The sequence below is a fragment of the Streptomyces sp. NPDC058864 genome (assembly GCF_042742985.1).
Taxonomy (GTDB): domain Bacteria; phylum Actinomycetota; class Actinomycetes; order Streptomycetales; family Streptomycetaceae; genus Actinacidiphila.
This window is the reverse complement of the sequence record NZ_JBHYMQ010000032.1, coordinates 11657-35959: the sequence shown is the minus strand read 5'-3', so window position 1 is coordinate 35959 and position 24303 is coordinate 11657. Positions and strand designations below refer to the sequence as shown.

Annotated in this window: 25 protein-coding genes; 10 read left to right on the top strand and 15 right to left on the bottom strand. The window is 73.0% G+C overall.

Annotated elements, in window-relative coordinates; all coding sequences use genetic code 11:
- The first annotated feature begins 10 nt into the window (after nt 1–10).
- The 4 genes from ACFW3D_RS23560 to ACFW3D_RS23545 all read left to right on the top strand — a co-directional run bounded on the left by ACFW3D_RS23560 (nt 11) and on the right by ACFW3D_RS23545 (nt 4625).
- Nucleotides 11–1816: an ABC transporter ATP-binding protein gene (locus ACFW3D_RS23560; protein WP_500506695.1), complete on the top strand. Its 1806-nt coding sequence runs from the start codon at nt 11–13 to the stop codon at nt 1814–1816.
- Between the two features lie 9 nt (nt 1817–1825).
- A complete protein-coding gene (locus ACFW3D_RS23555) occupies nt 1826–2437 on the top strand; it encodes a hypothetical protein (RefSeq protein WP_500506693.1) in 612 nt (203 codons plus the stop codon).
- Between the two features lie 102 nt (nt 2438–2539).
- Nucleotides 2540–2914: a DoxX family protein gene (locus ACFW3D_RS23550; protein WP_500506691.1), complete on the top strand. Its 375-nt coding sequence runs from the start codon at nt 2540–2542 to the stop codon at nt 2912–2914.
- Nucleotides 2915–2969: 55 nt separating this feature from the next.
- On the top strand, nt 2970–4625 hold the full coding sequence (locus tag ACFW3D_RS23545; protein ID WP_500506689.1) for a bifunctional 3'-5' exonuclease/DNA polymerase: 1656 nt from the start codon (nt 2970–2972) through the stop codon (nt 4623–4625).
- 11 nt (nt 4626–4636) lie between these two features.
- Here ACFW3D_RS23545 and ACFW3D_RS23540 read toward each other — a convergent pair whose 3' ends face one another.
- The 3 genes from ACFW3D_RS23540 to ACFW3D_RS23530 are packed head-to-tail and all read right to left on the bottom strand — an operon-like array spanning nt 4637 to nt 7559.
- Nucleotides 4637–5284, bottom strand: coding sequence for a LutC/YkgG family protein (locus tag ACFW3D_RS23540; RefSeq protein WP_500506687.1), 648 nt, complete (start codon nt 5282–5284; stop codon nt 4637–4639).
- The gene (locus ACFW3D_RS23535; protein ID WP_500506685.1) at nt 5281–6798 is read right to left on the bottom strand and encodes a lactate utilization protein B; all 1518 of its coding nucleotides are present in this window, start codon (nt 6796–6798) and stop codon (nt 5281–5283) included. Before ACFW3D_RS23535 ends, ACFW3D_RS23540 begins: the two co-directional genes overlap by 4 nt.
- Nucleotides 6795–7559 (bottom strand): (Fe-S)-binding protein, encoded by a 765-nt coding sequence (locus ACFW3D_RS23530; RefSeq protein ID WP_500506683.1) that lies wholly within the window; start codon nt 7557–7559, stop codon nt 6795–6797. Before ACFW3D_RS23530 ends, ACFW3D_RS23535 begins: the two co-directional genes overlap by 4 nt.
- A gap of 187 nt (nt 7560–7746) precedes the next feature.
- Here ACFW3D_RS23530 and ACFW3D_RS23525 point away from each other — a divergent pair, with 187 nt between their 5' ends.
- Complete coding sequence (locus ACFW3D_RS23525) at nt 7747–8067, top strand: L-rhamnose mutarotase (protein ID WP_500506681.1); 321 nt, start codon at nt 7747–7749, stop codon at nt 8065–8067.
- 198 nt (nt 8068–8265) lie between these two features.
- Complete coding sequence (locus ACFW3D_RS23520) at nt 8266–9291, top strand: LacI family DNA-binding transcriptional regulator (protein WP_500506788.1); 1026 nt, start codon at nt 8266–8268, stop codon at nt 9289–9291.
- A gap of 69 nt (nt 9292–9360) precedes the next feature.
- On the opposite strand, the gene ACFW3D_RS23515 is transcribed toward ACFW3D_RS23520, so the two are convergent.
- The 7 genes from ACFW3D_RS23515 to ACFW3D_RS23485 form a co-directional block, all read right to left on the bottom strand.
- Complete coding sequence (locus ACFW3D_RS23515; RefSeq protein ID WP_500506786.1) at nt 9361–10476, bottom strand: NAD(P)-binding domain-containing protein; 1116 nt, start codon at nt 10474–10476, stop codon at nt 9361–9363.
- A 20-nt stretch (nt 10477–10496) separates the two neighbouring features.
- On the bottom strand, nt 10497–10952 hold the full coding sequence (locus ACFW3D_RS23510) for a hypothetical protein (protein ID WP_500506679.1): 456 nt from the start codon (nt 10950–10952) through the stop codon (nt 10497–10499).
- A gap of 123 nt (nt 10953–11075) precedes the next feature.
- Nucleotides 11076–12284 carry an LLM class flavin-dependent oxidoreductase gene (locus tag ACFW3D_RS23505; RefSeq protein WP_500506677.1) on the bottom strand — a complete coding sequence of 403 codons (1209 nt, stop codon included), beginning with the start codon at nt 12282–12284 and terminating at the stop codon, nt 11076–11078.
- A 12-nt stretch (nt 12285–12296) separates the two neighbouring features.
- Nucleotides 12297–13328 carry an ABC transporter substrate-binding protein gene (locus tag ACFW3D_RS23500; RefSeq protein WP_500506675.1) on the bottom strand — a complete coding sequence of 344 codons (1032 nt, stop codon included), beginning with the start codon at nt 13326–13328 and terminating at the stop codon, nt 12297–12299.
- Between the two features lie 31 nt (nt 13329–13359).
- Nucleotides 13360–14130 (bottom strand): ABC transporter ATP-binding protein, encoded by a 771-nt coding sequence (locus ACFW3D_RS23495; RefSeq protein WP_500506673.1) that lies wholly within the window; start codon nt 14128–14130, stop codon nt 13360–13362.
- Nucleotides 14103–14996 (bottom strand): ABC transporter permease, encoded by an 894-nt coding sequence (locus ACFW3D_RS23490; protein ID WP_500506671.1) that lies wholly within the window; start codon nt 14994–14996, stop codon nt 14103–14105. The genes ACFW3D_RS23495 and ACFW3D_RS23490 overlap by 28 nt, the downstream gene beginning before the upstream one ends.
- A 196-nt stretch (nt 14997–15192) precedes the next feature.
- Complete coding sequence (locus ACFW3D_RS23485; protein ID WP_354795648.1) at nt 15193–15276, bottom strand: putative leader peptide; 84 nt, start codon at nt 15274–15276, stop codon at nt 15193–15195.
- Between the two features lie 111 nt (nt 15277–15387).
- Between ACFW3D_RS23485 and ACFW3D_RS23480 the strand changes: the two genes are divergently transcribed.
- From ACFW3D_RS23480 to ACFW3D_RS23470, 3 genes are all read left to right on the top strand, one after another.
- Nucleotides 15388–15810 carry a secondary thiamine-phosphate synthase enzyme YjbQ gene (locus tag ACFW3D_RS23480; RefSeq protein WP_500506669.1) on the top strand — a complete coding sequence of 141 codons (423 nt, stop codon included), beginning with the start codon at nt 15388–15390 and terminating at the stop codon, nt 15808–15810.
- Between the two features lie 298 nt (nt 15811–16108).
- Nucleotides 16109–16285: a hypothetical protein gene (locus ACFW3D_RS23475; RefSeq protein ID WP_500506667.1), complete on the top strand. Its 177-nt coding sequence runs from the start codon at nt 16109–16111 to the stop codon at nt 16283–16285.
- Nucleotides 16286–16581: 296 nt separating this feature from the next.
- Nucleotides 16582–17022, top strand: a complete 441-nt coding sequence (locus ACFW3D_RS23470) for a DUF6221 family protein (protein ID WP_500506665.1) — start codon at nt 16582–16584, stop codon at nt 17020–17022.
- A gap of 186 nt (nt 17023–17208) precedes the next feature.
- Here ACFW3D_RS23470 and ACFW3D_RS23465 read toward each other — a convergent pair whose 3' ends face one another.
- The 5 genes from ACFW3D_RS23465 to ACFW3D_RS23445 are packed head-to-tail and all read right to left on the bottom strand — an operon-like array spanning nt 17209 to nt 22120.
- A complete protein-coding gene (locus tag ACFW3D_RS23465; RefSeq protein WP_500506663.1) occupies nt 17209–17880 on the bottom strand; it encodes an HAD family hydrolase in 672 nt (223 codons plus the stop codon).
- A 24-nt stretch (nt 17881–17904) separates the two neighbouring features.
- Nucleotides 17905–18393: an Lrp/AsnC family transcriptional regulator gene (locus ACFW3D_RS23460; RefSeq protein WP_500506661.1), complete on the bottom strand. Its 489-nt coding sequence runs from the start codon at nt 18391–18393 to the stop codon at nt 17905–17907.
- Between the two features lie 19 nt (nt 18394–18412).
- Nucleotides 18413–20620 carry a xanthine dehydrogenase family protein molybdopterin-binding subunit gene (locus ACFW3D_RS23455; protein ID WP_500506659.1) on the bottom strand — a complete coding sequence of 736 codons (2208 nt, stop codon included), beginning with the start codon at nt 20618–20620 and terminating at the stop codon, nt 18413–18415.
- The gene (locus ACFW3D_RS23450) at nt 20617–21606 is read right to left on the bottom strand and encodes an FAD binding domain-containing protein (RefSeq protein ID WP_500506657.1); all 990 of its coding nucleotides are present in this window, start codon (nt 21604–21606) and stop codon (nt 20617–20619) included. The genes ACFW3D_RS23455 and ACFW3D_RS23450 overlap by 4 nt, the downstream gene beginning before the upstream one ends.
- A complete protein-coding gene (locus ACFW3D_RS23445; protein ID WP_500506655.1) occupies nt 21593–22120 on the bottom strand; it encodes a (2Fe-2S)-binding protein in 528 nt (175 codons plus the stop codon). The genes ACFW3D_RS23450 and ACFW3D_RS23445 overlap by 14 nt, the downstream gene beginning before the upstream one ends.
- Nucleotides 22121–22490: 370 nt before the next feature.
- Here ACFW3D_RS23445 and ACFW3D_RS23440 point away from each other — a divergent pair, with 370 nt between their 5' ends.
- Nucleotides 22491–24020: an FUSC family protein gene (locus tag ACFW3D_RS23440; protein WP_500506653.1), complete on the top strand. Its 1530-nt coding sequence runs from the start codon at nt 22491–22493 to the stop codon at nt 24018–24020.
- Nucleotides 24021–24303 lie beyond the last annotated feature (283 nt).

Below are 24303 nucleotides of genomic sequence, written 5' to 3'. Positions count from 1 at the left end.
CGGAGGCCCTTTGCACCCCGGTGACAACCCGCGGTGGACCCCACCGCCCAAGGACCCCGCCCGACCCACCGACGTACGCCGCGTCCTGCGGCTGTTCCGTCCCTACCGTGCCCGCCTCACCCTCGTGGGGCTCCTCGTCGGCGCGGCCTCGCTCGTCTCGGTCGCCTCGCCCTTCATGCTGCGCGAGATCCTCGACACCGCGATCCCGCAGGGCCGCACCGGGCTGCTGAGCCTGCTCGCCCTCGGCATGATCGCCACCGCCGTCCTCAACAGCGTCTTCGGCGTCCTGCAGACCCTGATCTCCACCACGGTCGGCCAGCGCGTCATGCACGACCTGCGCACCGCCGTCTACGAGCGGCTGCAGCGCATGTCGCTCGCCTTCTTCACCCGCACCCGCACCGGAGAGGTGCAGTCCCGCATCGCCAACGACATCGGCGGCATGCAGGCCACCGTCACCTCCACCGCGACCTCGCTGGTCTCCAACCTCACCAGCGTCGTGGCCACCGTCGTCGCGATGATCGCCCTGGACTGGCGGCTGACCATCGCCTCCCTGCTGCTGCTCCCGGTCTTCGTGTGGATCAGCCGCCGGGTCGGCACCGAGCGCAAGAAGATCACCACCCAGCGCCAGAAGCAGATGGCGGCGATGTCCGCCATCGTGACCGAGTCGCTGTCGGTCAGCGGCATCCTCCTGGGCCGCACCATGGGGCGTGCCGACTCCCTCACCCGCTCCTTCGCGGAGGAGTCCGACCGCCTGGTCGACCTCGAGGTGCGCTCCAACATGGCCGGACGCTGGCGCATGTCCACCATCGGCGTGGTCATGGCCGCCATGCCCGCCCTCATCTACTGGGTCGCCGGCATCGCCGTGCACGGAGCGGGCGGCACCGTGTCGATCGGCACGCTCGTCGCCTTCGTCTCGCTCCAGCAGGGCCTGTTCCGGCCCACCGTCAGCCTGCTGTCGACCGGCGTCCAGGTGCAGACCTCGCTCGCGCTCTTCCAGCGCATCTTCGAGTACCTCGACCTGCCCGTCGACATCACCGAGAAGGACGACCCGGTACGCCTCCCGCGCGTCCGCGGGGACATCCGCTTCGAGGACGTCGGCTTCTCCTACGACCCGGCGTCGCCCGGGCGCACCCTCGACGGCATCGACCTCACGGTCCCGGCCGGCGGCAGCCTCGCCGTGGTCGGCGCCACCGGCTCCGGCAAGAGCACCCTGAGCTACCTCGTGCCCCGGCTGTACGACGTCACCGAAGGGCGCGTCACGCTCGACGGCGCCGACGTCCGCGACCTCGCCTTCGACACCCTCGCCGCGTCGGTCGGCGTCGTCTCGCAGGAGACCTACCTCTTCCACGCCTCGGTCGCGGAGAACCTGCGCTTCGCCAAGCCCGACGCCACCGACGAGGAGGTCGTCGCCGCCGCACGCGCCGCGCAGATCCACGACCACATCGCGGGCCTGCCCGACGGGTACGACACGGTCGTCGGCGAGCGCGGCTACCGCTTCTCCGGCGGCGAGAAGCAGCGGCTGGCCATCGCCCGGACGATCCTGCGGGACCCCCCGGTCCTCATCCTCGACGAGGCCACCAGCGCGCTGGACACCCGTACCGAGCAGGCCGTGCAGGATGCCATCGACGCCCTCTCGGCGGGCCGCACGACCATCACCATCGCCCACCGCCTGTCCACCGTCCGGGACGCCGACCAGATCGTCGTCCTCGACCACGGCCGGATCGTGGAACGCGGCAGCCACGACGAACTGCTCGCCCTGGACGGCCGCTACGCCGCCCTGGTCCGCCGTGACGCCCAACTCGTCCATACGGCATGATCCTCGGCCATGGAACCCATCGCGGGGGCGGAACTCCCCGGCTACCGGCAGATCGAGGCGGACGCCTGGACCAATGACCACGGCGACCTCGTCAGCCTGCACTGGTTCGACGTGCCGCCGGACGTACCCGCGCCCCTGGAGGACCTGCCGCGCCTGCGGCACGCCCTGGCCCACTACACGGCCGGGGCGGGCGGCGGCCTCATCGAGGCCGACGTCGTGCACCTGGGGACGGTGCCCACGCTGCGCCAGGTCATCAAGGTCCCCCTGCCGGACCGTCCCACCGGCCAGGCCTTCCTGGGCAGCTACACCCTGCCCCGCGCCTCCTGCAGCGCCGTCGTGAAGGTGCAGGCCCTGGAGCAGGGCACCACCGGCGCCCGGGAGGCGCAGGTGCTCATCGAGCTCGGCCCCGAGCGCTACTTCATGCCCCACCCGTACGCCGCCGACCTGCGGCAGGGCCTGCCCTTCCACTGGGGCGACGCCCCCCATTACGACGCCCACTTCCCGGAGCACCCCCTCACCCGGGTCCGGGACGCGCTGGCCCAGCTCGCCGTCTCGCTCCGGGTCGCCCCGGAGTTCGCCGCCCTGCCGCCCTTCGCGGGACCCTCCGTCACCACCCCCTGAGGCGGGTGAGCAAGGGCACACCCCGGCCCCGGCGATCGCCCGCCCGGCACACGGCACCGACGCTAACCTGAGCGGCGCCGCGCAGACCGCAGGAGGTAACCGATGGCCGCGTCCGACCGCTCCGCCGTGCTGCTGGCCAGACTGCTCGCCACCACGGGCACCGCACACTTCGTGGCGCCCCGGCCCTTCGACGCGATCGTCCCGCGCGTCCTGCCCGGCGAGCCCCGCACCTGGACCTACGTCAGCGGCGCGGTGGAACTGGCGCTCGCCGCGGGCATCGCCCTGCCCCGTACCCGCCGGGCGAGCGCCCTGCTGGCGGCGGGCTTCTTCACCGCCGTACTCCCCGCCAACGTGAAGATGGCCCGTGACTGGCGCGACCGGCCCGCGCCGCTGCGGAAGGCGGCCCGCGCCCGGCTGCCGCTGCAGGCCCCGCTCGTGCTGTGGGCCCTGAAGGTGAGCCGCGACAGCCGCCCCTGACCCGCCCCTGACCTGTCCACGGGGCGTTGTCGGTGCCTCGTTCTACTCTCGAACGGTGACCTCGCCCAGGAGTCTGTCCATCGCCGTCGTCGCCGATCCCCTGGGGACCGGCGGGCGGCTGCAGGCGCTGCGCGAGGACGGCACCGCGGACGGGCCCCCGCAGGCCGTCGGCGACCTCGCGGCGGCCGTCGCCGAGCGCGAGGCCCGGCAGGCGCCGCGCTGGGTGTGGGCCGCGACCGACGAGATCTACCCGCCGCTGCTGGAGCGGGTCCCGGTACGTCCGGCCCGGTGCCACGACCTCAAGCTCGTCGAGTCCCTGCTGCTCGGCTCCGAGGAGCGCTGGGGACTACCCCGATCGCTGGGCGCCGCCTGGGCCCGGCCGCGCGGACTCCCCGTGCCGGACGACGCGCGCGAGGGCGGCCCCGACGACCAGCCGGTGCTCTTCGCCGCCGACCGCCACCACCTGCCGCCGGGCACCGACCCACTGGAGGCGGTGGTCGCCGTCCACGCCGACCAGCAGCGCCGCATCGCCCTGTCCGAACACCCCGACCGGCTGCGCCTGTTGTGCGCCGCCGAATCCGCCGGCGCCCTGGCCGCCGCCGAGATGACCTGGGACGGCCTGCCCTGGAGCGCCGCCGCCCACGACGCGGTGCTGATCGGGCTGCTCGGCCCCCGCCCGTCGGGCGGCGTCCGCCCCAAGGTGCTGTCCGAGCTCACCACCGGCATCCAGGAGGCCCTGGGCCGCCCGGTCAACCCGGACTCGCCCGCCCAACTGCTGCCCGCCTTCGAGCGCGTGGGCGTGAAGATCGCCTCCACCCGCTCCCATGTGCTGCGGGAGGTCGCGCATCCGGCAGCCGCGCTGCTGCTGCGCTACAAGGAGCTCTCCCGCATCCACAGCGCCCACGGCTGGGCATGGCGCGAACAGTGGGCGCCCACCGGGCGGTTCCACCCCGAGTACGTCGTCGGAGGTGTCGTCTCCGGTCGCTGGGCCACCCGCGGCGGCGGTGCCCTCCAGATCCCCCGGCAGATCCGCGCGGCGGTGGTAGCCGACCCCGGGCACCGGCTGGTCGTTGCCGACGCGGGCCAGCTGGAACCGCGCGTCCTGGCCGCCCTCTCCGGGGACCCGGGGCTGGCGGCGGCCGCCGCCGAGGGCGACCTCTACGCCGCCCTCGCGCGCACCGCGTTCGGCGGCGACCGCGCCCGGGCCAAACTCGGTCTGCTGGGCGCCATGTACGGCCAGACCAGCGGCGAGGTGGGGCCGCTGCTCGAGGTGCTGCGCCGCCGTTTCCCGGCCGCCATGCGCCTGGTGGAGTCCGCGGCCCGCACCGGGGAGGGCGGCGGCGTGGTCCGGTCCCACCTCGGGCGTACGTCACCGGCCCCGTCCGCCGACCGGCAGGACCTCACCGACTCCCAGGCCCGTTCCTGGGGGCGGTTCACCCGCAACTTCGTCATCCAGGCCACGGCCGCCGAATGGGCGCTGGCGGTGCTGGCCTCCCTGCGCCGTCGCCTGGCCGCGCTCGACGGAAGGCCGCGCCTGGTGTTCTTCCTGCACGACGAGGTCATCGTGCACACACCCCAGGAGCTGGCGCCCGATGTGGAGCGCGCCGTCGCCGAGTCCGCGGAGGAGGCCCGGCGCCTGCTCTTCGGCCCGACGCCGGTGCCCTTCCCGCTGCAGACTCATGTGGTCGAGTGCTACGCGGACGCCAAATGAGCGACGCGCGGTCAGTCCGTCACGAGCACGACCTCCAGAGTGCGCGGCCCGTGCACGCCCTCGACCCGGTCCAGCTCGATGTCGCTGGTGGCCGAGGGCCCGGAGATCCATGTCAACGGCCGGACGGGATCCAGCCGTTCCAGCGCCTGCGGCACCGAGTCCACGACCTGCACCGGGACGCGCACGACGACGACGTGGTGGTCCGGGACGAGCGTGATCCTGCGCCGGCCCTGGTCCGGCCCGGCGTCCAGCACGATGGTCCCGGTCTCCGCGATCGCCACCGCGCAACCGGTGACGACGCTGTCCACGGCGTCCAGTTCGCGGGCCGTCAGCCCGGCTGAGTCGGGCACCCGTTCCACGTCCTGCACCGCGGAGAGCCACTGCTCCGGCAGGCCCGGCGGTACGACGACCCGTCGGGCGCCGCGCGCGGCCAGCAGGCCCGCGAGGCGGCCGGGGAGCTCGTCGCCGGTGGCGCGGTGGACGATCGCACGGTAGTCGGCGAGGTTCTCGGCCAGCAGATCGGCTGTCTGCGCCGCGTCCCGTCGCCCATGGACGCGCAGATATCCCCGGTCCACCGCGCCGCGCGCCGGTGCCGCCTCGCGCGGCGCGTCGGCGAGGGCACGGCGGATCCGCCCCAGGACCTGGTCACGCGTGCTCATTTGGTGCCCTCCCTGCTCTCGGTGCCGGTGCCGGTGCCGGTGTCCGCGGTGCCCGGCCCGCGGGTGCGCTGCCACCAGTCGCGGAAGGACTCCGCCGGCAACGACGGGACCTCCCGGGTGTCGGTCCATGCCTTCCCGGGCCCCGGCAGCCGCCGCGGGTGGAACCTGCGGGTCCGCGACGCCAGCCGCTGGCCGGCGCGCAGCGCCGCCGGGTGGTCCAGCGTCCAGCGCGCCGCGCGCATGGCCGCCCGCTCCGCCGCGTGGCCCTTGGCGGGCCGCAGCGTCACCTTGTTGCCCGCCCGGGTCACCTCGCCGCCCTGCACGACGCGTTCGCGCAGGTGGACCAGGACCTCCGGGATGTCGATGGCGACCGGGCACACCTCGTAGCAGGCGCCGCAGAGGGAGGAGGCGTACGGCAGCGAGGCGTCGAGCGCGGTGTCCGTGCCCCGGAGCTGCGGGGTGAGGATGGCGCCAATCGGCCCCGGGTAGGCGGAGCCGTACGCGTGCCCGCCCGCCCGCTCGTACACGGGGCAGACGTTGAGGCAGGCCGAGCAGCGGATGCAGCGCAGGGCCTGCCGCCCCACCTCGTCGGCGAGGGTGTCGGTGCGGCCGTTGTCGACCAGGACGAGGTGGAAGGTGCGCGGCCCGTCCTCGTCGGTGGTCCCGGTCCAGGTGCTCGTGTACGGGTTCATCCGCTCGGCCGTGGAGGAGCGCGGCAGCAGCTGCAGGAACACCTCGAGGTCCTGCCAGCTCGGCAGCACCTTCTCGATGCCGACCACCGAGATCAGGGTCTCGGGCAGGGTCAGGCACATGCGGCCGTTGCCCTCGGACTCCACCACGACCAGGGTGCCGGTTTCGGCGATCATGAAGTTGGCGCCCGAGATGCCGACCTTTGCGCGCAGGAACTTCTCCCGCAGATGGAGTCGCGCGGCCTCGGCCAGTTCGGCAGGGGAGTCCGACAGCCCCTCGGGTGCGGGACGGCCCCAGCGGCCCATGGCGTCGTTGAAGATGTCGCGGATCTCGGAGCGGTTGCGGTGGATCGCGGGCACCAGGATGTGGCTCGGCAGGTCGTCGCCGAGCTGCACGATGAGCTCGGCCAGGTCTGTCTCGTAGGCGGCGATCCCGGCCCCGGCGAGCGCCTCGTTGAGGCCGATCTCCTGGGTCGCCATGGATTTGACCTTGACGACCTCGGTCTCACCGGTGGCGCGTACGAGATCCGTCACGATGCGGTTGGCCTCGTCCGCGTCGGCGGCCCAGTGGACGGTGCCGCCCGCGGTGGTGACCGCCTCCTCCAACCGCACGAGGTAGTGGTCGAGATGGCACAGCACGTCGTCCTTGATCTGCTTGCCCGCCGCGCGCAGTTGCTGCCAGTCGTCGAGTTCCGCGACGGCGCGGGCCCGCTTGTCCCGGATGGTGTGGGTGGCGTGCCGCAGGTTGCCGCGCAGTGTCGTGTCGCGCACGGCCTCGCCGGCGGCGACGGGGAAGGCCGGCATGCCCAGGTAGGTGCCGCTCATCGGATGCCTCCGTAGGGCTGCTCCTCGGTCGACGCGAGGATCTCGGCGAGGTGGACCGGCCGGACCTCGGAACCGAGCCGGGCGAGGGTGCCGCCGATGTGCATCAGGCAGGAGTTGTCCACCGTGCACACGGCGCGGGCGCCGGTGGAGGTGATGTTGCGGGCCTTGTCCGCGCCCATGGCGGCGGAGACGGCCGCGTTCTTGACGGCGAAGGTGCCGCCGAAGCCGCAGCACTCCTCGGCGCCGGGCAGCTCGATCAGCTCCAGCCCCTTCACGTGGCTGAGCAGCTCCACCGGGCGGCGGCCCAGTCCCAGCATCCTCAGTCCATGACAGGTCGGATGATAGGTGACGGGATAGGGGAAGTAGGCGCCGACATCCGTCACCTTGAGCACCTCGGTGAGGAATTCGGTCAGTTCGTAGGTGCGGGGCACCACGGATTCGGCGACGGCGGCGAGGTCCTCCCCGCGCCCCTCCGCGCGGGCCCGCTCGCCGATGCGGGGATAGTTGTCACGGACCATCGCGGCACAGGAGCCGGACGGGGTGACGATGTAGTCGTAGCCCTCGAAGGCCTTGGCATAACGCCTGACCAGGGGCTCCGTCTCGTGCCGGTAGCCGGTGTTGAACTGCGGCTGGCCGCAGCAGGTCTGCGCGGCGGGGAAGTCCACGGTCACCCCCAGCCGCTCCAGCAGGGTCACGACGGCCTTCCCCGTATCCGGGTACAGCGTGTCGTTCACGCAAGTGACGAACAGTGCTACGCGCATGCGGCCTCCTCACGGTCGGCACGGCCACCCGTGGGCTCATACTGCCGTATTCGCCCCGCATCATGGGGCAGAGATCGGATGTCTGCGCGCCGCAAAGGGTGCCATTGACGAGCCATGTCGCGGTGTCCTAACGTCCCTGCCATCGATTGAAACCTTTCATATCAGACCCGAGAGGCCAGGGCCGACCGTGCAGCGCGTCTGTTTCCTGTTGAAGGTCCGGAAGGACCGGCTCGCCGAGTACCGCGAGCGCCACGCCGCCGTCTGGCCCGAGATGCTGGACGCCCTCTCGGCCACCGGCTGGCACAACTACTCGCTCTTCCTCCGCGAGGACGGCCTGCTCGTCGGCTACCTGGAGACCGAGGACTTCGCGGCCGCGCAGGAGGCGATGGCGGCGACCGACGTCAACGCCCGCTGGCAGGCGGAAATGGCGGAATTCTTCGAGGCGCTGGACGGGACCCGGCCCGACGAGGCCATGCGGCCGCTCGCGGAGGTTTTCCACCTGGCATGACGGCGCCGCCGTGTCCCGTGCCGGCGATTCCGCCCCGTCCGGAGGCCGCCGTTCCGTCCCGGAGGCCGCCGGTCCGCTCCACCACTGCCGTTCGGCCACCCGGACACAGTGGGCGCCGACGCCGTCACCTATGCGTAGCATGAACCCGCGGCCTGCGGCGGGCCGGCGGCAGGAGGTAGGGCGGAGCTCGTGACACGCATGGTGGGGATCAAGGACGTCGCCAAGCAGGCGGGAGTTTCGGTCGGCACGGTGTCGAACGTGATCAACCGGCCCGACATGGTCTCCGAGGACACGCGTGCCCGCGTGCTGTCGGTCATCGAGCAACTCGGCTACGTGCGCAGTGAGTCCGCCCGGCAACTGAGGGCGGGCCGCAGCAGGATCATCGCGCTGCTCGTGCTCGACATGGCCAACCCCTTCTTCGTGGACGTCGCCTCGGGGGCCGAGCGGGCCGCCCGGGAGACCGGGCTCGGCGTGATGCTCTGCAACAGCGGCGAGAGCCCCTCGGAGGAGGCCGACTACCTCGGGCTCTTTGCCGAGCAGCGGGTGCGCGGCGTCCTGGTGACGCCGGCGGACACCAGTGGCCGGAACATCGCCTCCTTCCGGCGGCACGGGATCCCCTTCGTCTTCGTGGACCGCGTCGTGCCGAGCGCCGAGGCCTGCTCGGTGTCGGTGGACGACATCGAGGGCGGCCGCCTCGCGGTCGACCACCTCATCGAGCGCGGCCACGAACGCATCGTCTACGTCAGCGGTCCGATGCACCTCGCCCAGTGCCAGGACCGGCGCACCGGCGCCCTGGACGCGCTCGCCGCCGCCGGGCTCCCCGCCGAATCCCTGGCGCACATCGAGGCCGAGCGGCTCGACGTCCCCTCCGGCCGTGACGCCGGCGCCCGCCTGCTGGGCATGGCCAACCGGCCGACCGCCGTCTTCTGCGCCAACGACCTGCTGGCACTCGGCGTGCTGCAGGCGCTGTACGCGGCGGGCATCGCGGTGCCCGAGGAGATCGCGCTGGTCGGCTACGACGACATCGAGTTCGCGGCGGCGGCCGCGGTGCCGCTCACCTCCGTGCGGCAGCCCGCGTACCGGATGGGCCGGGCGGCGGCCGACCTGCTCATCGAGGAGACCGGGGACGCGGCGGAGGAGCACGAACACCGGCGCATCGTCTTCCAGCCGGAACTCGTCGTCCGGGCCTCCACCCTCGGCAAGAGCGGCCGAACCGCCCGCTGAGCCCTCCGGGGCGGGTACATGGCCCGTTCGGAACCGGTGAGGGTGTGCGGGTGTCCCGGCGGCCCGCCGTCAGCCGGCCGCGGCCACCGGTTCCGGCGCCCCAGGCGTGTCCAAGGCCCCGGTCCGGCGTCCCCGCAGGTAGGCGCGGATCTCGCGGACCGCGCTGCGGCCGGCCCGGTTGGCGCCGATCGTGCTCGCGGACGGGCCGTAGCCGATCAGGTGGATGCGGGGGTCGCCGGCGACCTGGGTGAGCCCCTCCAGGCGGATGCCGCCGCCGGGTCCGCGCAGGTGCAGCGGGGCGAGGTGGTCGAGGGCCGCGCGGAAGCCGGTGGCCCACAGGATGGCGTCGGCGGTGACATGGCGGCCGTCCGCCCAGGTCACGCCGTCCTCGGTGATCAGGTCGAACATGGGGAGGCGTTCGAGGACCCCGCGTTCGCGGGCGCGTTCCATCGCCTCGGTCATGGGGAGTCCCGTCACACTGACGACGCTCTGGGGCGGCAGACCCTGCTTGACGCGCTCCTCCACCAGCGCGACCGCGGCCCGTCCCTGCTCCTCCCCGAAGGGGCCGGTGTGGTAAACGGGAGGCCGCCGGGTGACCCAGGTCGTAGCGGCCGCGCCGCCCGCCTCGTGGAGTTCCATCAGCAGCTGGACGGCGGAGGTGCCGCCGCCGACGACGATCACGTGCTTCCCGGCGAACTCCTCGCGCCCGCGGTACCCCGCCGTGTGCAGCTGGCGGCCGCGGAAGACCTCCTGGCCCGGGTAGCGGGGCACGAAGGGCCGGTCCCAGGTCCCCGTGGCGTTGATCAGCGCACGGGCCGCCCAGCGGCCGGCGTCGGACTCGACCAGCAGCCTTCCGTCCGGGCCCTCGTGGACGGTGGAGACGTCGACCGGGCGGTGCACCCGCAGGTCGAAGGTCCGCTCGTAGCGGTCGAAGTACTCGGCGACGACCTCGGCGGACGGCCGGCCGGGGTCGGCGCCCTCCAGCTCCATGCCCGGCAGCGAGTGCACGCCGTGCGCCCTGCCGTACGTCAGCGTCGGCCAGCGGAACTGCCAGGCGCCGCCGGGGCCGGGGGAGTGGTCGAGGACGACGAAGTCCTCGTCGGGCCGCATCCCGGCCCTGCGCAGGAAGTACGCACCGGAGAGCCCGGCCTGCCCGGCCCCGATGACGGCGACGTCCACATCCACATGGTTCACGTTTCCACCAACTACGGGCGATCGCGGAAGCTTCCCGGGGACACCTCGCGACGCAGCCGGGCCACGCGCGCGGCGGCCTCCTCCAAGCGGGACAGCGGCAGGTCCCCGTCCGCGACCGCCCGGGTGGCCGCGGTACGGATGGCCTCCCGGACGCCCGTGCCGCAGCCGGGGCCGAGCTGGAGCAGGTCGACGCCCGAGAGCCAGGCGAGGACGGCCGCGCCCGGTACGCCCCAGCCCTCCACGACCTCCTCCGTGTCGAGCGGTTCGCTGATCACGACCGCGCCGTCGCCGAACTCGTCCCGCAGCAGTTCGGTGACCGCGGGCCCGCTGAGCGCGGCGGGGACACCGATGGTGACCGCCCCGGCCCGCTCCAGTCCGCGCCGCAGCCATTCCGGCGGTCTGCGGGTCTGGCCGACGGGCAGCAGGCAGGCGTCGACCAGCGCGGCGACGCGGTGCGGTGCGTACACGGGGGTCCCCCTCTGACGCTCGGGCGGGCGCAGCCGACCCTATCCCGCGGGGCGGCGAGTGGTCCAGACCAATCGGGGGCGGCCGCCCGGATCAGGACAGCCGCCCCCGTCGTGCGGCGCCGGTCAGCGGCCCCCGGAGAGCAGCAGCGGCGCCCCGCCCGGCGCGGACGCCGGACGGCCGTTCGCCGCGGGAACGCCCGCAAGGGGTGCGGCCGGAACCCTCTCCAGCAGCCCCCGCGCGGCCAGTTCGGGCATGACGCCCTCGCCGAACCAGTACGCCTCCTCCAGGTGCGGATAGCCCGACAGCACGAAGTGGTCGATCCCCAGGGCGTGGTACTCCTCGATCCGGTCGGCGACTTCCGCATGGCTGCCGACCAGCGCCGTTCCCGCCCCGCCGCGCACCAGGCCCACCCCGGCCCACAGGTTCGGCGAGATCTCGAGCCCGTCGCGCGAGCCGCCGTGCAGCGCCAGCATGCGCTGCTGGCCCACCGACTCGCTGCGCCCCAGCGCCTCCTGTGCGGCGGCGACCGTGTCCTCGTCGAGGTCGTCCAGCAGCCGGTCCGCGGTGGCCCACGCGTCCTTCGCGGAGTCACGGGAGATCACGTGCAGACGGATGCCGAAACGGACCGTCCGCCCCTCCGCCTCGGCCAGGGCGCGGATCCACGCGGTCTTCGCCCGCACCTGCCCGGGCGGTTCGCCCCAGGTCAGGTAGACGTCCGCGTGCCGGGCGGCGACAGGCCCGGCCGCCGGTGAGGAGCCGCCGAAGAAGACCTGCGGCAACGGGTCCGGCGGCAGCGCGGTCAGTCCGCCCTCGACCCGGTAGTGCTCCCCGTCGAAGTCGAAGGGCAGGCCGCCCCACACCCCGCGCACCACCGACAGGAACTCGTCGGTGCGCGCGTAGCGAGCGTCGTGGTCCAGGTGGTCGCCGAAGCGACGCTGTTCGACGGAGTCCCCGCCGGTGACGACGTTGAGCAGCAGGCGGCCGCGGGTGATCCGCTGGTAGGTCGCCGCCATCTGCGCGGCCAGGACCGGAGAGACGACGCCCGGCCGGAACGCGACCAGGAACTTCAGCCGTTCGGTGTGCTGCGACAGCGCGACCGTGGTCAGCCACGCGTCCTCGCACCAGGTGCCGGTGGGCGTCAGGACGGCCTCGAAGCCAAGCGCGTCGGCGGCCCGGGCGATCTGCGCCAGGTACTCGATGTCTGGCGCGCGCACCCCGGAGACCGGGGTGACGCGCGAGCGCTTCACGCCGCCGTCGGTGTAGGCGTGGCGGTCCACCAGGGTGCGGCCGTCGCCGCCGGTGGGCAGGAACCAGTGCAGGTGCACGGACATGTGCGGCCCCTCTCAGTGGGTGCGTGCTGCGGTGGTCGAGGCGGGCAGGCCGGCGTTGAAGCGCCGGTCGACGAAGGCGGCGAAGTCCACGTGCCGCGGGATCAGCCCGAGCTCCTCGAAGGTGTCGGCGATCTCCTGCTCGGAGGCGACGGCGGCGTCGTCGACGGCCACGGAGACGCGGGTGCCGTTGGTGCGCCGCACCGAGTCCAGGGCCACCTCGTACGGCAGCCCGGTCTCCTTGGCCCACACCTTCGCCCACTCCTCGGGATGCCTGGCCACCCACTCCTGGGCACGCCGCAGGCGCTCCAGGTAGTCGCCGATGGCGGCCGACTTCGCCTTGTCGGCGAGCGCACCTGGTGCCGCGACCTGGAAAGCGAGCCCGTTGACGCGCCCGGTGCCGGTGGTCAGTACGCGCGCGCCGTGGTCTCGCAGCACCTGGGAGGTGTACGGGTCCCAGATCGCCCAGGCGTCGACCTTGCCGCCGCTGAAGGCGGCGAGGGCGTCGGCGGGCTGCAGATAACTGACGTCGACGTCGTCGAGCGACAGCCCGGCGGCCCGCAGCGAGGTGATCAGCTGGTAGTGCGCGGAACTTCCCTGGGCGACCGCGATGCGCCTGCCCTTCAGGTCCGCGGGCCGCTTGAGCGCCGAGCCCTTGGGCACGACGAGGGCCTCGCCCTCGGAGGAGCCGTGCGAGGCCGCCACGACCGTGATCCGCGACCCGGAACCGGCGGCGAAGACCGGCGGGGTGTTGCCCACCCCGCCGATGTCCACGGCCTTGGCGTTCACCGCCTCCAGCAGGGGTGGCCCGGAGGTGAAGGTGGACCACTTGATCCGGTAGGTGAGGTCGTCGAGTTCGCCCGCGGCCCTCAGGACGGCCTCGGAACCGCCCTTCTGGTCGCCGACGTTCAAGGTCACCGCACCCTTGCCGTCGGTGCCGTCACCGGTGCCGCCCACGGAGGTGTCGGCCGTGGAGACGCCGCAGGAGGCGAGCAGGAGGGTGAGCGGGAGCAGCAGGGCGGGCGCGATGCGCCGGGTGGCGTTCATGGTGGGGCGGTCTCCTTCACTCGGGGGCGGGTCAGGCCGCTTCGCCGGACACCGGGGCGGCGACCCCGAGTTCGGCCAGCAGGCGGGAGCGCAGGGCGGTGAAGCCGGCGTCGCCGATGTCGCGGGGGCGGGGCAGCGCGACCGGGGTGTCGTGGGCGATGACCCCGTCCCGCATGACCAGGGCCCGGTCGGCGAGGAGCAGGGCCTCGTCCACGTCGTGCGTGACGAGCAGCACCGCGCAGCCGCGGCGCTGCCACAGCTCGGCCACGAGGCGCTGCGCCTTGATGCGGGTCAGTGCGTCCAGCGCGCCGAACGGCTCGTCGAGCAGCAGCAGATCGGGTTCGCGGACCAGTGCCCGGGCGAGCGAGGCACGCTGGGCCTCACCGCCCGACAGCGTCTTCGGCCAGGCACCGGACCGCTGCCTCAGCCCGACCTCGTCCAACGCGGCCTCTGCCAGCGCCCGCTCGGGCCGTCCCGGCAGCCCCAGCAGGACGTTGCGCCACACCCGTTTCCACGGCATCAGGCGGGGCGCCTGGAAGGCGACCGCACGCCTTTCCGGCACCAGTACGGTGCCCTCGATCTCCCGGTCGAGCCCGGCGAGGACCCGCAGCAGTGTGCTCTTGCCGCAGCCGCTGCGGCCGAGCAGCGCGGTGAACTCGCCCGGCCGCAACGTGAGGTCGAGGCCGTCGATGACGGGCCGGCCGCCGAAGGAACGGGTCAGCCCCGCCACGCGCACCGCCGCGGGACCGCCCGCCGCTGCCGGGGCGCCGTGGCTCACTGGCCGGTGAAGGTCGGTCGCCATTGCAGCAGTAGCCTTTCGAGAGCGCGGACGACGATGTCGGCGGTGAGGCCGAGGAAGGCGTAGACGACGAGGCAGACCACGATCACGTCGGTCCGCAGGAAGTCCCGTGCCTGCGTCATCAGGAAACCGATGCCGTCGGAGGCGTTGATCTGCTCCCCGAAGACCAGCGCCAGCCATGCGGTCGCGAGCGAGTAGCGCAGTCCCGTCATCGCGCCGGGCAGTGCCCCCGGCAGCACGACGTGCCGGACCAGCCCCCAGCGGGTCAGCCCGAGCGAGGTGCCGGCCTCGATCAGCTGCTCGTCGACGCCGCGGATCCCCGCGTAGACGTTGAGGTAGAGGTGGAAGGCGACGCCGAGCGCGATGAGGGTGACCTTCGGGGCCTCGCCGATGCCCAGCCAGATGATGAACAGCGGGATCAGGCCGACGAACGGCACCGCGCGCAGCATCTGCACGCTCGCGTCGACCAGGTCCTCGCCCAGACGGGACAGCCCGGACAGCAGGGCCAGCGCGATGCCGGCCGCGCCGCCGAGGAGCAGCCCGAACACCACGCGCTGCAGCGACACCGCCATGGCGGAGCCGAGCTGACCGCTCGTCACGAGGTCGGCCGCCGTGCCGGCGATGGTGCCCGGCGAGGCCAGCACCTCGGGCCGCAGCACACCGGTCGCACTGAGCAGTTGCCACGCCGCGAGCAGCAGCAGCGGGCCCGTGGTGCGCCGCAGCCAGCGGGGGAGCGTGCGGCGGCGGGCGGAGACCGGCACCACGGGTGTCAGTCCGGGCGCGACCGCGGACGGGAGGACAGAAGGGGCGTCCGGTGGGACGTCAGCCGATACAGGGGATATGTCCGGTGGCGCTTTGCTGATGCTCATGAGAAGGCTCCACATGGGGGAGGCGGCGAGCGGGCACGCACGCCCGTCCGTACGCGCAACTCGTCAGGCACAGGCACGGGCACAGGTGTGGGCGCTGCGACTCGTCACTGGAGCGCGTACGGGAGCGGTGCGGGAAGGGCGCGCAAAGGCGCTGAGGGCACGCGGAACGAAAGGCGTGCGAAAAGGTGGGGAAGCGTCAGCAGCCGCGGCGACAGGCGGCGGAGGCCACCCGCAGCAGGTCGATGTGACCGCGCGTGGTGAGCAGAACGGGACGCGACATGCGGACGACCGTAGCCAGGCCGTCCGGATGGCGTCAACGGTGTCTCGGCCCTCGGAACGCCCGTCGCCACCCCGCGACGCGCGGGTCCGCGGCGTGGGCCACCATGGTCACATGGCCGACGCATTCTCCACCCGCACCATCGACGTCACCACCGGCAGCCGCGAGACGGTCCACGACCTGACCGACGCCTGCGCCGACTTCCTCGACGACGTCGCCCACGGACGCGACGGGCTGCTCAACGTGTTCGTCCCGCACGCCACCGCCGGGATCGCCGTCATCGAGACCGGCGCGGGCAGCGACGACGACCTTCTGGCCGCCCTCCACGACCTGCTCCCCGCCGACGACCGCTGGCGCCACCGGCACGGCAGCCCCGGCCATGGCCGTGACCATGTGCTGCCCGCCGTCGTCCCGCCGCACGCCACGCTCCCCGTGATCGGCGGCCGGCCGGCACTCGGCACCTGGCAGTCCGTCGTCCTGGTCGACACCAACCGCGACAACCCCCGCCGCCAGGTCCGGCTGAGCTTCCTCGGCTGACACGGGGGGACCGACTACGCATTGCCCTGCACCAGCAGCGCCATGGATGGCCACTCCGGTACCCGCGACCGCGCTCGCGTCCACTGATCGCAGGTCCTTGCTGCGTGGGCACCACCTGGTGGCGCCTCAATACCTGACAGCAAGATGTGTGAATGAGCACCACCGAGCCGAGCCCGGCGAGTGTGCGGCCCCTCACGGGGTGACCAGCGACGGTTCGTGACTGTGACTGCCGTTCGAGCTTCCGAGCGCCTGCGTGCGCCCGGTGACAGGGTCCTCGTCTTCAGCGGATGCTGTGTTCATGCCAGAGCACCAGCACTCACTCGACGGGAACAACCGGGATCTGACCCTCGCCGAGCTCAAGGAATTCATCGAAGCAGCGAGCAGGAACAGTGCGACCAGCAGCCGTCCCATCTACGTGAAGACCTCCGGCAACAGGCTCCGCAAGATCTGGATCGACCTGTCAGCATCCAGCTGACCGAGGGGGCGCTGGCGTCCGTGGCTGCCAACCCGTGCCACGGACGCCGCTACCCCTGGCTCTGTGCTGCACAACGAGGCAAGAGGTCTGACTCCGCGGACAAGGCATCGTCTAGTGGATCACGGACACGAGGCAGGCAATCGTCCCGACACGTTCGCCCTCGACCATGCGTTCGCATCAGTCTCAGCGGCAACCTGGTCGGCGAGTCCTCAACGTCGGCAGCACGTAATGCCGATGCAACAACCCCCGCGGCAATAGGCTGACCATCGTGCTGAGACATCTCGGAGGTGTTGACCGTGGGGGCGCTCAACTACGACCTGCTCGTTTTCCTGCACGCCCGGCTTGATGAGGACGAGCAAGCAGCGAAGGCAGTGCTGGGAGTCGGTGAGGAGCGTCGGGTCCACAGTGCCGACGGCCGTTCGCTCATCCATGACGAGGCGAACCAAGGGAGCCTGACCGACGTCCGGGCGAAGACGGCAGACGGCCAGGCTGTGGTCCGGTACACGGCCCGCCAGGGCCCGGCACGCGTGCTGGCCGGCGTGGCTGCCGTCCGTGGCGTGCTTGCCGAGGCAGAGCAGGCTTCGCATGCCGCAACCACTGGCAAGAGCGCCGTCACCCGGGGGACCGGGAGCCTGACGCTGGCTGCCCTGGAACCCGTTCTCTGCCACCTCGCCACCACGTACGCAGACCACCCGGACTACCGTGCCGAGTGGACGCCGCGGTCCAGTTGGGACTGACGGCGGCGCTGTACGTCGTTACCGGACCGCCCGGCGCAGGCGTGCCCCGGCAGCCGCGTTTCACCAGGCTGACTGCCATCTCGACCAGGCGCTGATGTCCACGTCACGCGCACCGTCGCTCGGGTCATCAAGGGGGAGCACACCACCGTCGGTTCGAGCACGCGCAGCAACACGCCACCGCGCCCGTCAGGCCGTCAGCCAGTCCATGACCGCCCGGGCGTCGAAGGCGCTCTGCCCGCCGCGCACCAGGAGACCGGCCGTCGCGAAGGCGGGGTCATCGGCCTGCGCGGCCAGGTAGGGGACGGCGACGCACCGCATGCCCGCCCGGTGCGCGGCCTCCGCGCCGGGCGGCGCGTCCTCGACGACCACGCAGTCCGCGGGGTCGATGCCGAGCCGGGCGGCAGCCTCCAGGAAGACGTCCGGGGCGGGCTTGCCGCGCTCGACCTCCTCCGCCGACACCACGGTCGTCAGCAGGGCGTCCAGCCCGGTGCCGGCCAGCACCGCCCGGATCGCCTCCCGCGAGGAGCCGGAGGCCACCGCCATGGGATGCCCGGCCTTCGCCAGCAGCCCGACGAACGCCTCCATCCGCGGGAAGACGTCGGTGGCCCCGCGGGCCAGCTCCAGGTAGAGCCGGTTCTTGCCGTCCAGCAGCTCCTGGACGGACGCCGACAGGCCGTATTCCTCCCGCAGGGTCTCCAGCGTCTCCTTGGTGCCGATCCCGATGAAGCGCCGGTGCTGCTCCCAGGTGAAGTCGTCCACGCCGTGCGCGGCCAGCAGCCGGCGACCCGCCTCGAAGTAGTTGGGCTCGCTGTCCACGAGGGTGCCGTCGAGGTCGAATATCACCGCGGGGAGCGTCATGCCCCCAGCATGCCAAGCCGGCGATCACGGTGTGCGCCCGGCCGCCGCGTCCCGGCCGACCTCCCTGACCAGCGGCAGCATCCGCTGCGGCACCCGCTCGCGCAGCGCCACCTCGGTGCGGGTGCGGACCACGCCCGGCACCTGGACCAGACGCTGGATCACGTCCTCCAGGTGCGCGGCGTCCCGGGCGACCACCCGGGTGAGCAGGTCCCCTCCGCCGGTGATCGAGAACGCCTCGATGATCTCGGGAACCGCGGCCAGGGCCTCGCCCGTGGCGTCCAGATGGCCCTGGGTCACCTCCAGGTGGACGAAGGCCAGCACCCGGTACCCCAGGGCCTCCGGCGACAGCCGCGGGCCGTACCCGGTGATCACCCCGTCCCGGTCCAGCCGGTCCAGCCGCGCCTGCACGGTCCCGCGCGCCACACCCAGGATGCGGGCGTACTCGCGGACGCTGGTGCGCGGTTGCTCCAGCAGCAGCGCCAGGATCCGGGCGTCCAGCTCGTCGGTGGGCACGGGCGCTGCCTCGCGCCGCTCAGAGCAGGGCGTCGATGGTGATCGGCAGGTCGCGGAAGCGCTTCCCGGTGGCGTGGTACACGGCGTTGGCAATCGCCGGTGCGATGCCGACCAGCCCGACCTCGCCGACTCCCTTGGTCCCGGTCGGCGATCCGCGGTCGGGCTCACCGACGAAGACGACGTCCAGCTCCGGGATGTCGGCGTTCACGGCGACGAGATAGTCGGCGAACGTCCCGTTGGCGATGCGGCCGGTGCGCGGGTCGGTGACGGTGTCCTCGAACAGGGCCATGCCGATCCCGCCGACCGTGCCGCCGATGATCTGGCTCCTCGCCGTCTTCTCGTTGAGGATGCGGCCGCCGTCGATCACGGACACCACCCGGGCGACCCGGACGATCCCGAGGTCGGCGTCGACCCGCACCTCCACGAACTTCGCGCCGTAGGCACCGGCCGGGGACATGCCGATCCCGGCCGGGTCCAGGGGCGTGCTGCTCCCGGTCGCCGTGAGCTGGGGCAGTCCGTGCCGGGCGAGGATGTCGGCGTACGACTCCCCGCTGTCCGGGCGGCCGACGAGGTGGACCCGGCCGCCGGAGACCTCGACGTCCTCGGGGGAGGCGCCCAGCAGCGGCGAGTCGGCGTCCCCCCGGGCGAGGTCCGCGAAGAGCCCCACGAGCCTGCGGCAGGCGTCGTGCACGGCGTTGCCGAGCGCACCGGTGAGCCCGGAGCCGCCCGCCATCATCGAGTCGGGCATGTCGGAGTCGCCGAGGTCGAAGCGGACCTTGTCCAGGGGCAGGCCCAGTTCCTCGGCGGACAGCTGCGCCATCACGGTGTACGTGCCGGTGCCGATGTCCGTCGCCGCGCTGCGCACGAACGCGCTGCCGTCGCGGTTGACGGTGGCCTCGGCCATGCACGGCGTCGCGAAGTACGGGAACATCGCGCTCGCCATGCCGTAGCCCACGAGCCAGTTGCCGTCGCGCATCGACCGCGGCTCCGGATCGCGGTCGGCCCAGCCGAAGCGCCGCGCGCCGACCTCGTAGCACTCGAGGATCGCCTTGCCGGTCCAGGGCAGCCCGTTGCGCGGGTCGACCTCGGTGTGGTTGCGGATCCGCAGCTCCAAGGGGTCCATGCGCAGCGTGTAGGCCAGCTCGTCGAGGGCCGACTCCAGCGCGAAGCAGCCCTGCGCCTCCGCGGGGGCGCGCATCGACGTCGGCACGGCGATGTTGAGCTTGGCCTGCTGGTCCCGGGTGATGACGTTCGGGCACCGGTAGGCGAAGGAGGTCCCGTGGGAGAACGGCTCGAAGTCGTTGTCCTCCATGCTCAGCGAGCTGAGGCTGCGGTGGTCGAGGGCGACCAGTTCGCCGTCGCGCGAGGCGCCCACGCTGAGCCACTGCACCCCGCTGGGCCGGTGCCCGACGGAGGTGAACATCTGCGGCCGGGTCAGCACGAGTTTCACCGGGCGCTTGGTCGTCCGGGCGGCCATGGCGGTGAGGATGACGTGCGGCCACGCCCGCAGCCCGGCGCCGAAGCCGCCGCCCACGTAGGGCACCAGCACCCGCACCGAGCTCTCGGGGATGCCAAAGACCATGGCGAGGGTGGTGCGCACCATCGACGGCCACTGGCTGGTGTCGTGGACGGTGAGCGTGTCCTCCTCCCACGCGGCGAGCGTGGCGAACAGCCCGAGCGGGTTGTTGGTGTTGTCCGCCGTGAAGTACGTACCGCGCACGATGATGTCGGCGGCCTCCATTGCGGCGGCGGCGTCACCGCGTGTGTGGTCCATCTTCCACGGGTCGACCAGGTGCTGCGCCCTGGGGTCCTGCAGGTCCAGCAGCGGCTCGGCGGCCTCGTACTCGGCGTGCACCAGCCGTGCCGCGGCGGTGGCCTGTTCCGGCGTCTCGGCCACCACGAAGGCGATGTGCTGCCCGTGGTGCATGACCCGGTCGTTGCGCAAGGGGGCGGGCGGGGCCTCACCGAGCACCGTGGTGGGGCCGGCCCCGACGCGCGGGGCGTTCTCGTGGGTGAGCACCGAGATCACGCCCGGGGAGCGCTCCGCCTCCTCGGTGTCCATGCGGACGATCCGGCCCGCGGAGACGGTGCTCTGCACCAGGGCGCCGTAGGCCTGACCGGGGACGCTGAAGTCCATCGGGTAGGGCGCGGTGCCGGTGACCTTGCGCGGTCCGTCGACCCGGTTGACGCCCGCCCCGACCAGCGGCCTGCTCTCGACCGTGCTCATGCCGTCACTCCTGACACTGTCTGCAGTTCGCGGACGAGGGTCCGGCGGGCCAGCGGTACCTTGAACGCCGTGCCGGGCACCGTCCAGGCGTCGCGCATCGTCGCCTCGGACGCGTCCATGAACGTGGCCGACGTCGCGGGAGCTCCGGTCAGCACGTGCTCGGCCTCGTACGCCCGCCAGGGTTTCGAGCCCACTCCGCCCAGCCCGACCCGGGCCTGACGGATGGTGCCGTCCTCCACGACCAGCACCACGGCGGCCGAGGTCAGTGCGAACTCGTACGACACCCGGTCGCGGACCTTGAGGTAGCCCGACCGGGCGGACGGCGGCGGGAGCGGGATCTCGACCTCGGTGATCAGCTCGGCGTGCTCCAGGACGTTCTCCCGCTGGGGGCTCTCGTCGGCGCTCACGTAGAACTCCGTCAGCGGGACGCTCCGCCGGCCCGACAGCCCCTGGATGTGCACGACCGCGTCCAGTGCCACCAGCGCGACGGCGAGGTCGGAGGCGTGCAGCGCGATGCAGTTCTCGTTCACGCCCAGTACGGCGTGCATCCTGGCCGCGCCCTGCACGGCCGCGCAACCCGTGCCCGGGGCGCGCTTGTTGCACTCGAGGACGGCGGGGTCGCGGAAGTAGCGGCAACGGGTGCGCTGCAGCAGGTTGCCGCCGATGGTGGCCATGTTCCGCAACTGCACCGACGCGCCCAGCAGCAGGGCCTCGCGCACGACCGGCAGCCGCTCGGCGACCGTGGCGTCGGCTGCCAGCTCCTCCATCGTGGCCAGCGCCCCCACGTGGAGCGACTCACCGCGCCGCTCGATGCCGTGCAGCGGGAGCCGGGTGATGTCGATCAGCGTCGGCGGTTCGAGGACCCCGTCCTTCATCAGGTCCAGCTGGGTCGTGCCGCCCGCGAGGCAGGACGCCGACGGGTCCTCCGCCAGCATCCGCACGACCTCCTGGGTGTCGGTGGCCCGTACGTACTCAAAGGTGCGCATCGTAACCTCCCCCGGACGTCGCCTCGCGGATCGCGGCCACGATGTTGGGATAGGCGCCGCAGCGGCACAGGTTGCCGCTCATGAACTCCCGGATCTCCTCGGCGGAGCCGGTCCGGCCCTCGGCGATCAGCGCCACCGCGGACATGATCTGCCCGGGGGTGCAGAAGCCGCACTGGAAGCCGTCGTGTTCCACGAAGGCCCGCTGCACGGGGTGCGGCCCGTCCGTGCCTCCGACGCCCTCGATGGTGGTGACCGCCCGGCCCTCCGCCTGGGCCGCCAGGGTCAGGCAGGACAGCACTCTCCTGCCGTCGAGGTGGACCGTGCACGCCCCGCAGGCCCCCTGGTCGCAGCCCTTCTTGGTGCCCGTCAGCCCCAGCCGGTCCCGCAGGGCGTCCAGCAGCGTGACCCGGGTGTCCAGGCGCAGGGTGTACGACCGGCCGTTGACGTCGAGTGTCACGACCCGCTCGATGGTTCCGGGACGGTCCACGTCCCGCTCGCTCGCCACGTCCCTCATCGCGTCCTCCTCCGGACGGGTCGGATACGACTCGAGCCCCTCCTGGGGCGGATCCGGTGAGTTGGTTCGTCAGGCGCCTTTAAAGGCGGGATCGACTTTTTCGCGTCAATACGTCCGCCTTTCTCCTCAATATACGCCGAATGGGTGTTTCGGCATGGGCCAGTGGTCCGGCCCCGCGCCGACCGCGTGATCAACGGCTGGGCCAATGGCCCAGCGGAAACGCGCTCGGTTGAGCCATGGGCCCGAAGGGTGCTTTCCTGGGGACGACGATGGCGTTGCGGCAGGCACGAGGCCCCCGCAGCGCCTTTTCCATGCGCGGACATACGCCGCGGCACGAACGAGGGGGCAGGACGCGCACGTGGTGAGGCGGATGTTCATGGCACCGGACCCGGGGCGCGCGCGGCTGCGCAGCGCCTCGCGCGCGGTCCTCGGCATCGCGGGGGCGGTCACCGCCGTGGCGACGGCCGGGCTCCCGCTGCCCGCCGTCGTGGTCGGTGGCCTCGCCGCCCTGCTCGCGCTGTTCGTCGTCGCCGACCCCGGCCCGGCCCGCCAGGCCGTGACGACCGCGCTGATGCCCGCCGTGGGCTTCCCCGTCCTCGCGCTGGCCGCGTGGCTGCACCCTTACGCGGGCGCACGGGACGCGGCCTTCCTCGCGGTGGTCTTCGCCGGCGTCTACGTCCGCCGCTGGGGGCCGCGCGGCCACGCGCTGGGCGTCTTCGCCTTCATGATGTTCTTCATCGCCCAGTTCCTGCGGGCCGGCCCCGCCCTGCTGCCCGAGCTGTACGGGGCCATGGGCCTCGGGCTGGGCTGCGCAGCCCTCGTCCGCTTCGGCCTGTGGTGCTACGAACGCGGGGCCGTCCCGGCGCCGGCCGTCGTCCTGCCCCAGCCACGGGGACTGCGCCGTCCGACGACCCGGCAGGCGTTCCAGGCGGTGCTCGCGGGCGGCATCGCGGTGGCGGTGGGCCAGGCGCTGTCCGAGGACCGCTGGTACTGGGCCGTCGGCACCGCCTGGTGGATCTTCGTGAACACCACTTCGCGGGGAGAGACCCTGGTGCGCGGGTTCCGCCGTGTCCTCGGCACCGTCACCGGCATCGTCGCCGGACTCGCCGTGGCGCTCCCGCTGCACGGGGCGCCCGAACCGACCGCCGCGCTCGTCGCCGTCTGCGTCTTCGGGATCTTCTACACCGCCCCGGTCTCGTACAGCTGGATGATGTTCTTCGTGACCGTGATGGCCGGGCTGCTCTACGGCCTCCTCGGCATCCTCCACCCCGGGCTGCTCGCGCTGCGGCTGGGGGAGACCGCCGTCGGCGCCCTGGGCGCGGCTGTCGCGGTCCTCGTGGTGCTGCCGGTGACCACGCACGCGGCGACCGACGCCTGGATCGGCCGTGCGTTGCGGGCGGTCCACGACTTCACCGGCGAGGCCGCCCGCCACCTCGCCGGCGGCCCCGGTGACGACCTGGCCCGCCATGTGGCAGAGCTCGACGTCCTCCTGGAGCGGGTACGGGCCACCGTCGCCCCGCTGATGCACCCCCTCAGCCCGCTGCGTCGCAGGAAGGCCCGGGCCCGGACCGTCCTCGCCCTGCTCGACGAGTGCGCCCGCCAGGTCCGCGGCCTCGCGGAGGTCGTGGCCGACCCTCGCGCCTGCCACGACGAGCGCCTCACGGCAGCCTGCCGCCGCGTCGAGATCGCCGTACGGCGCCTGGTGCCCCCGGGCGCGGCCGCGAGCGGCACCGCGGTATCCGGGGAGGCGCCCAGGGGAGCGGCCACCGAGACCGCGGGCGCGCACCCGCGCGCGGACCGGGCCCTGGAGCACCTGCGCGGCCTCGAGATGGCCCTCACCGGCCTGGCCGTCCCCCTGGGTGCCGCCCCGCGTCCGGCGCGGCCCTCCGGGCCCTTCTGAGCACTCGCCCGAGGGGCGCGCCCCTGCCGCGTGAAAGTCGCGGGCGGTTCCGTACGCCTGTCTGGCGAGTGCGTCACGCCGGCTTTCGGCCGTGCCGAGGACGCTGTGCGGTGTCCGATGCCCCCGGAGAAGCGAGGGACGTGCGTGAGCATCCGCCGGCCGGCCGGGACCTGGGGCGCCTGCCCGGTCCGGAGACGCACTCGCGCGAGGGGCGCGCCGCCGCCGCGTGGAGGTCCATCGGCGGCGCCGGGCGTGCGTGCCGGATTCGTGTGCGCCCCCGGGC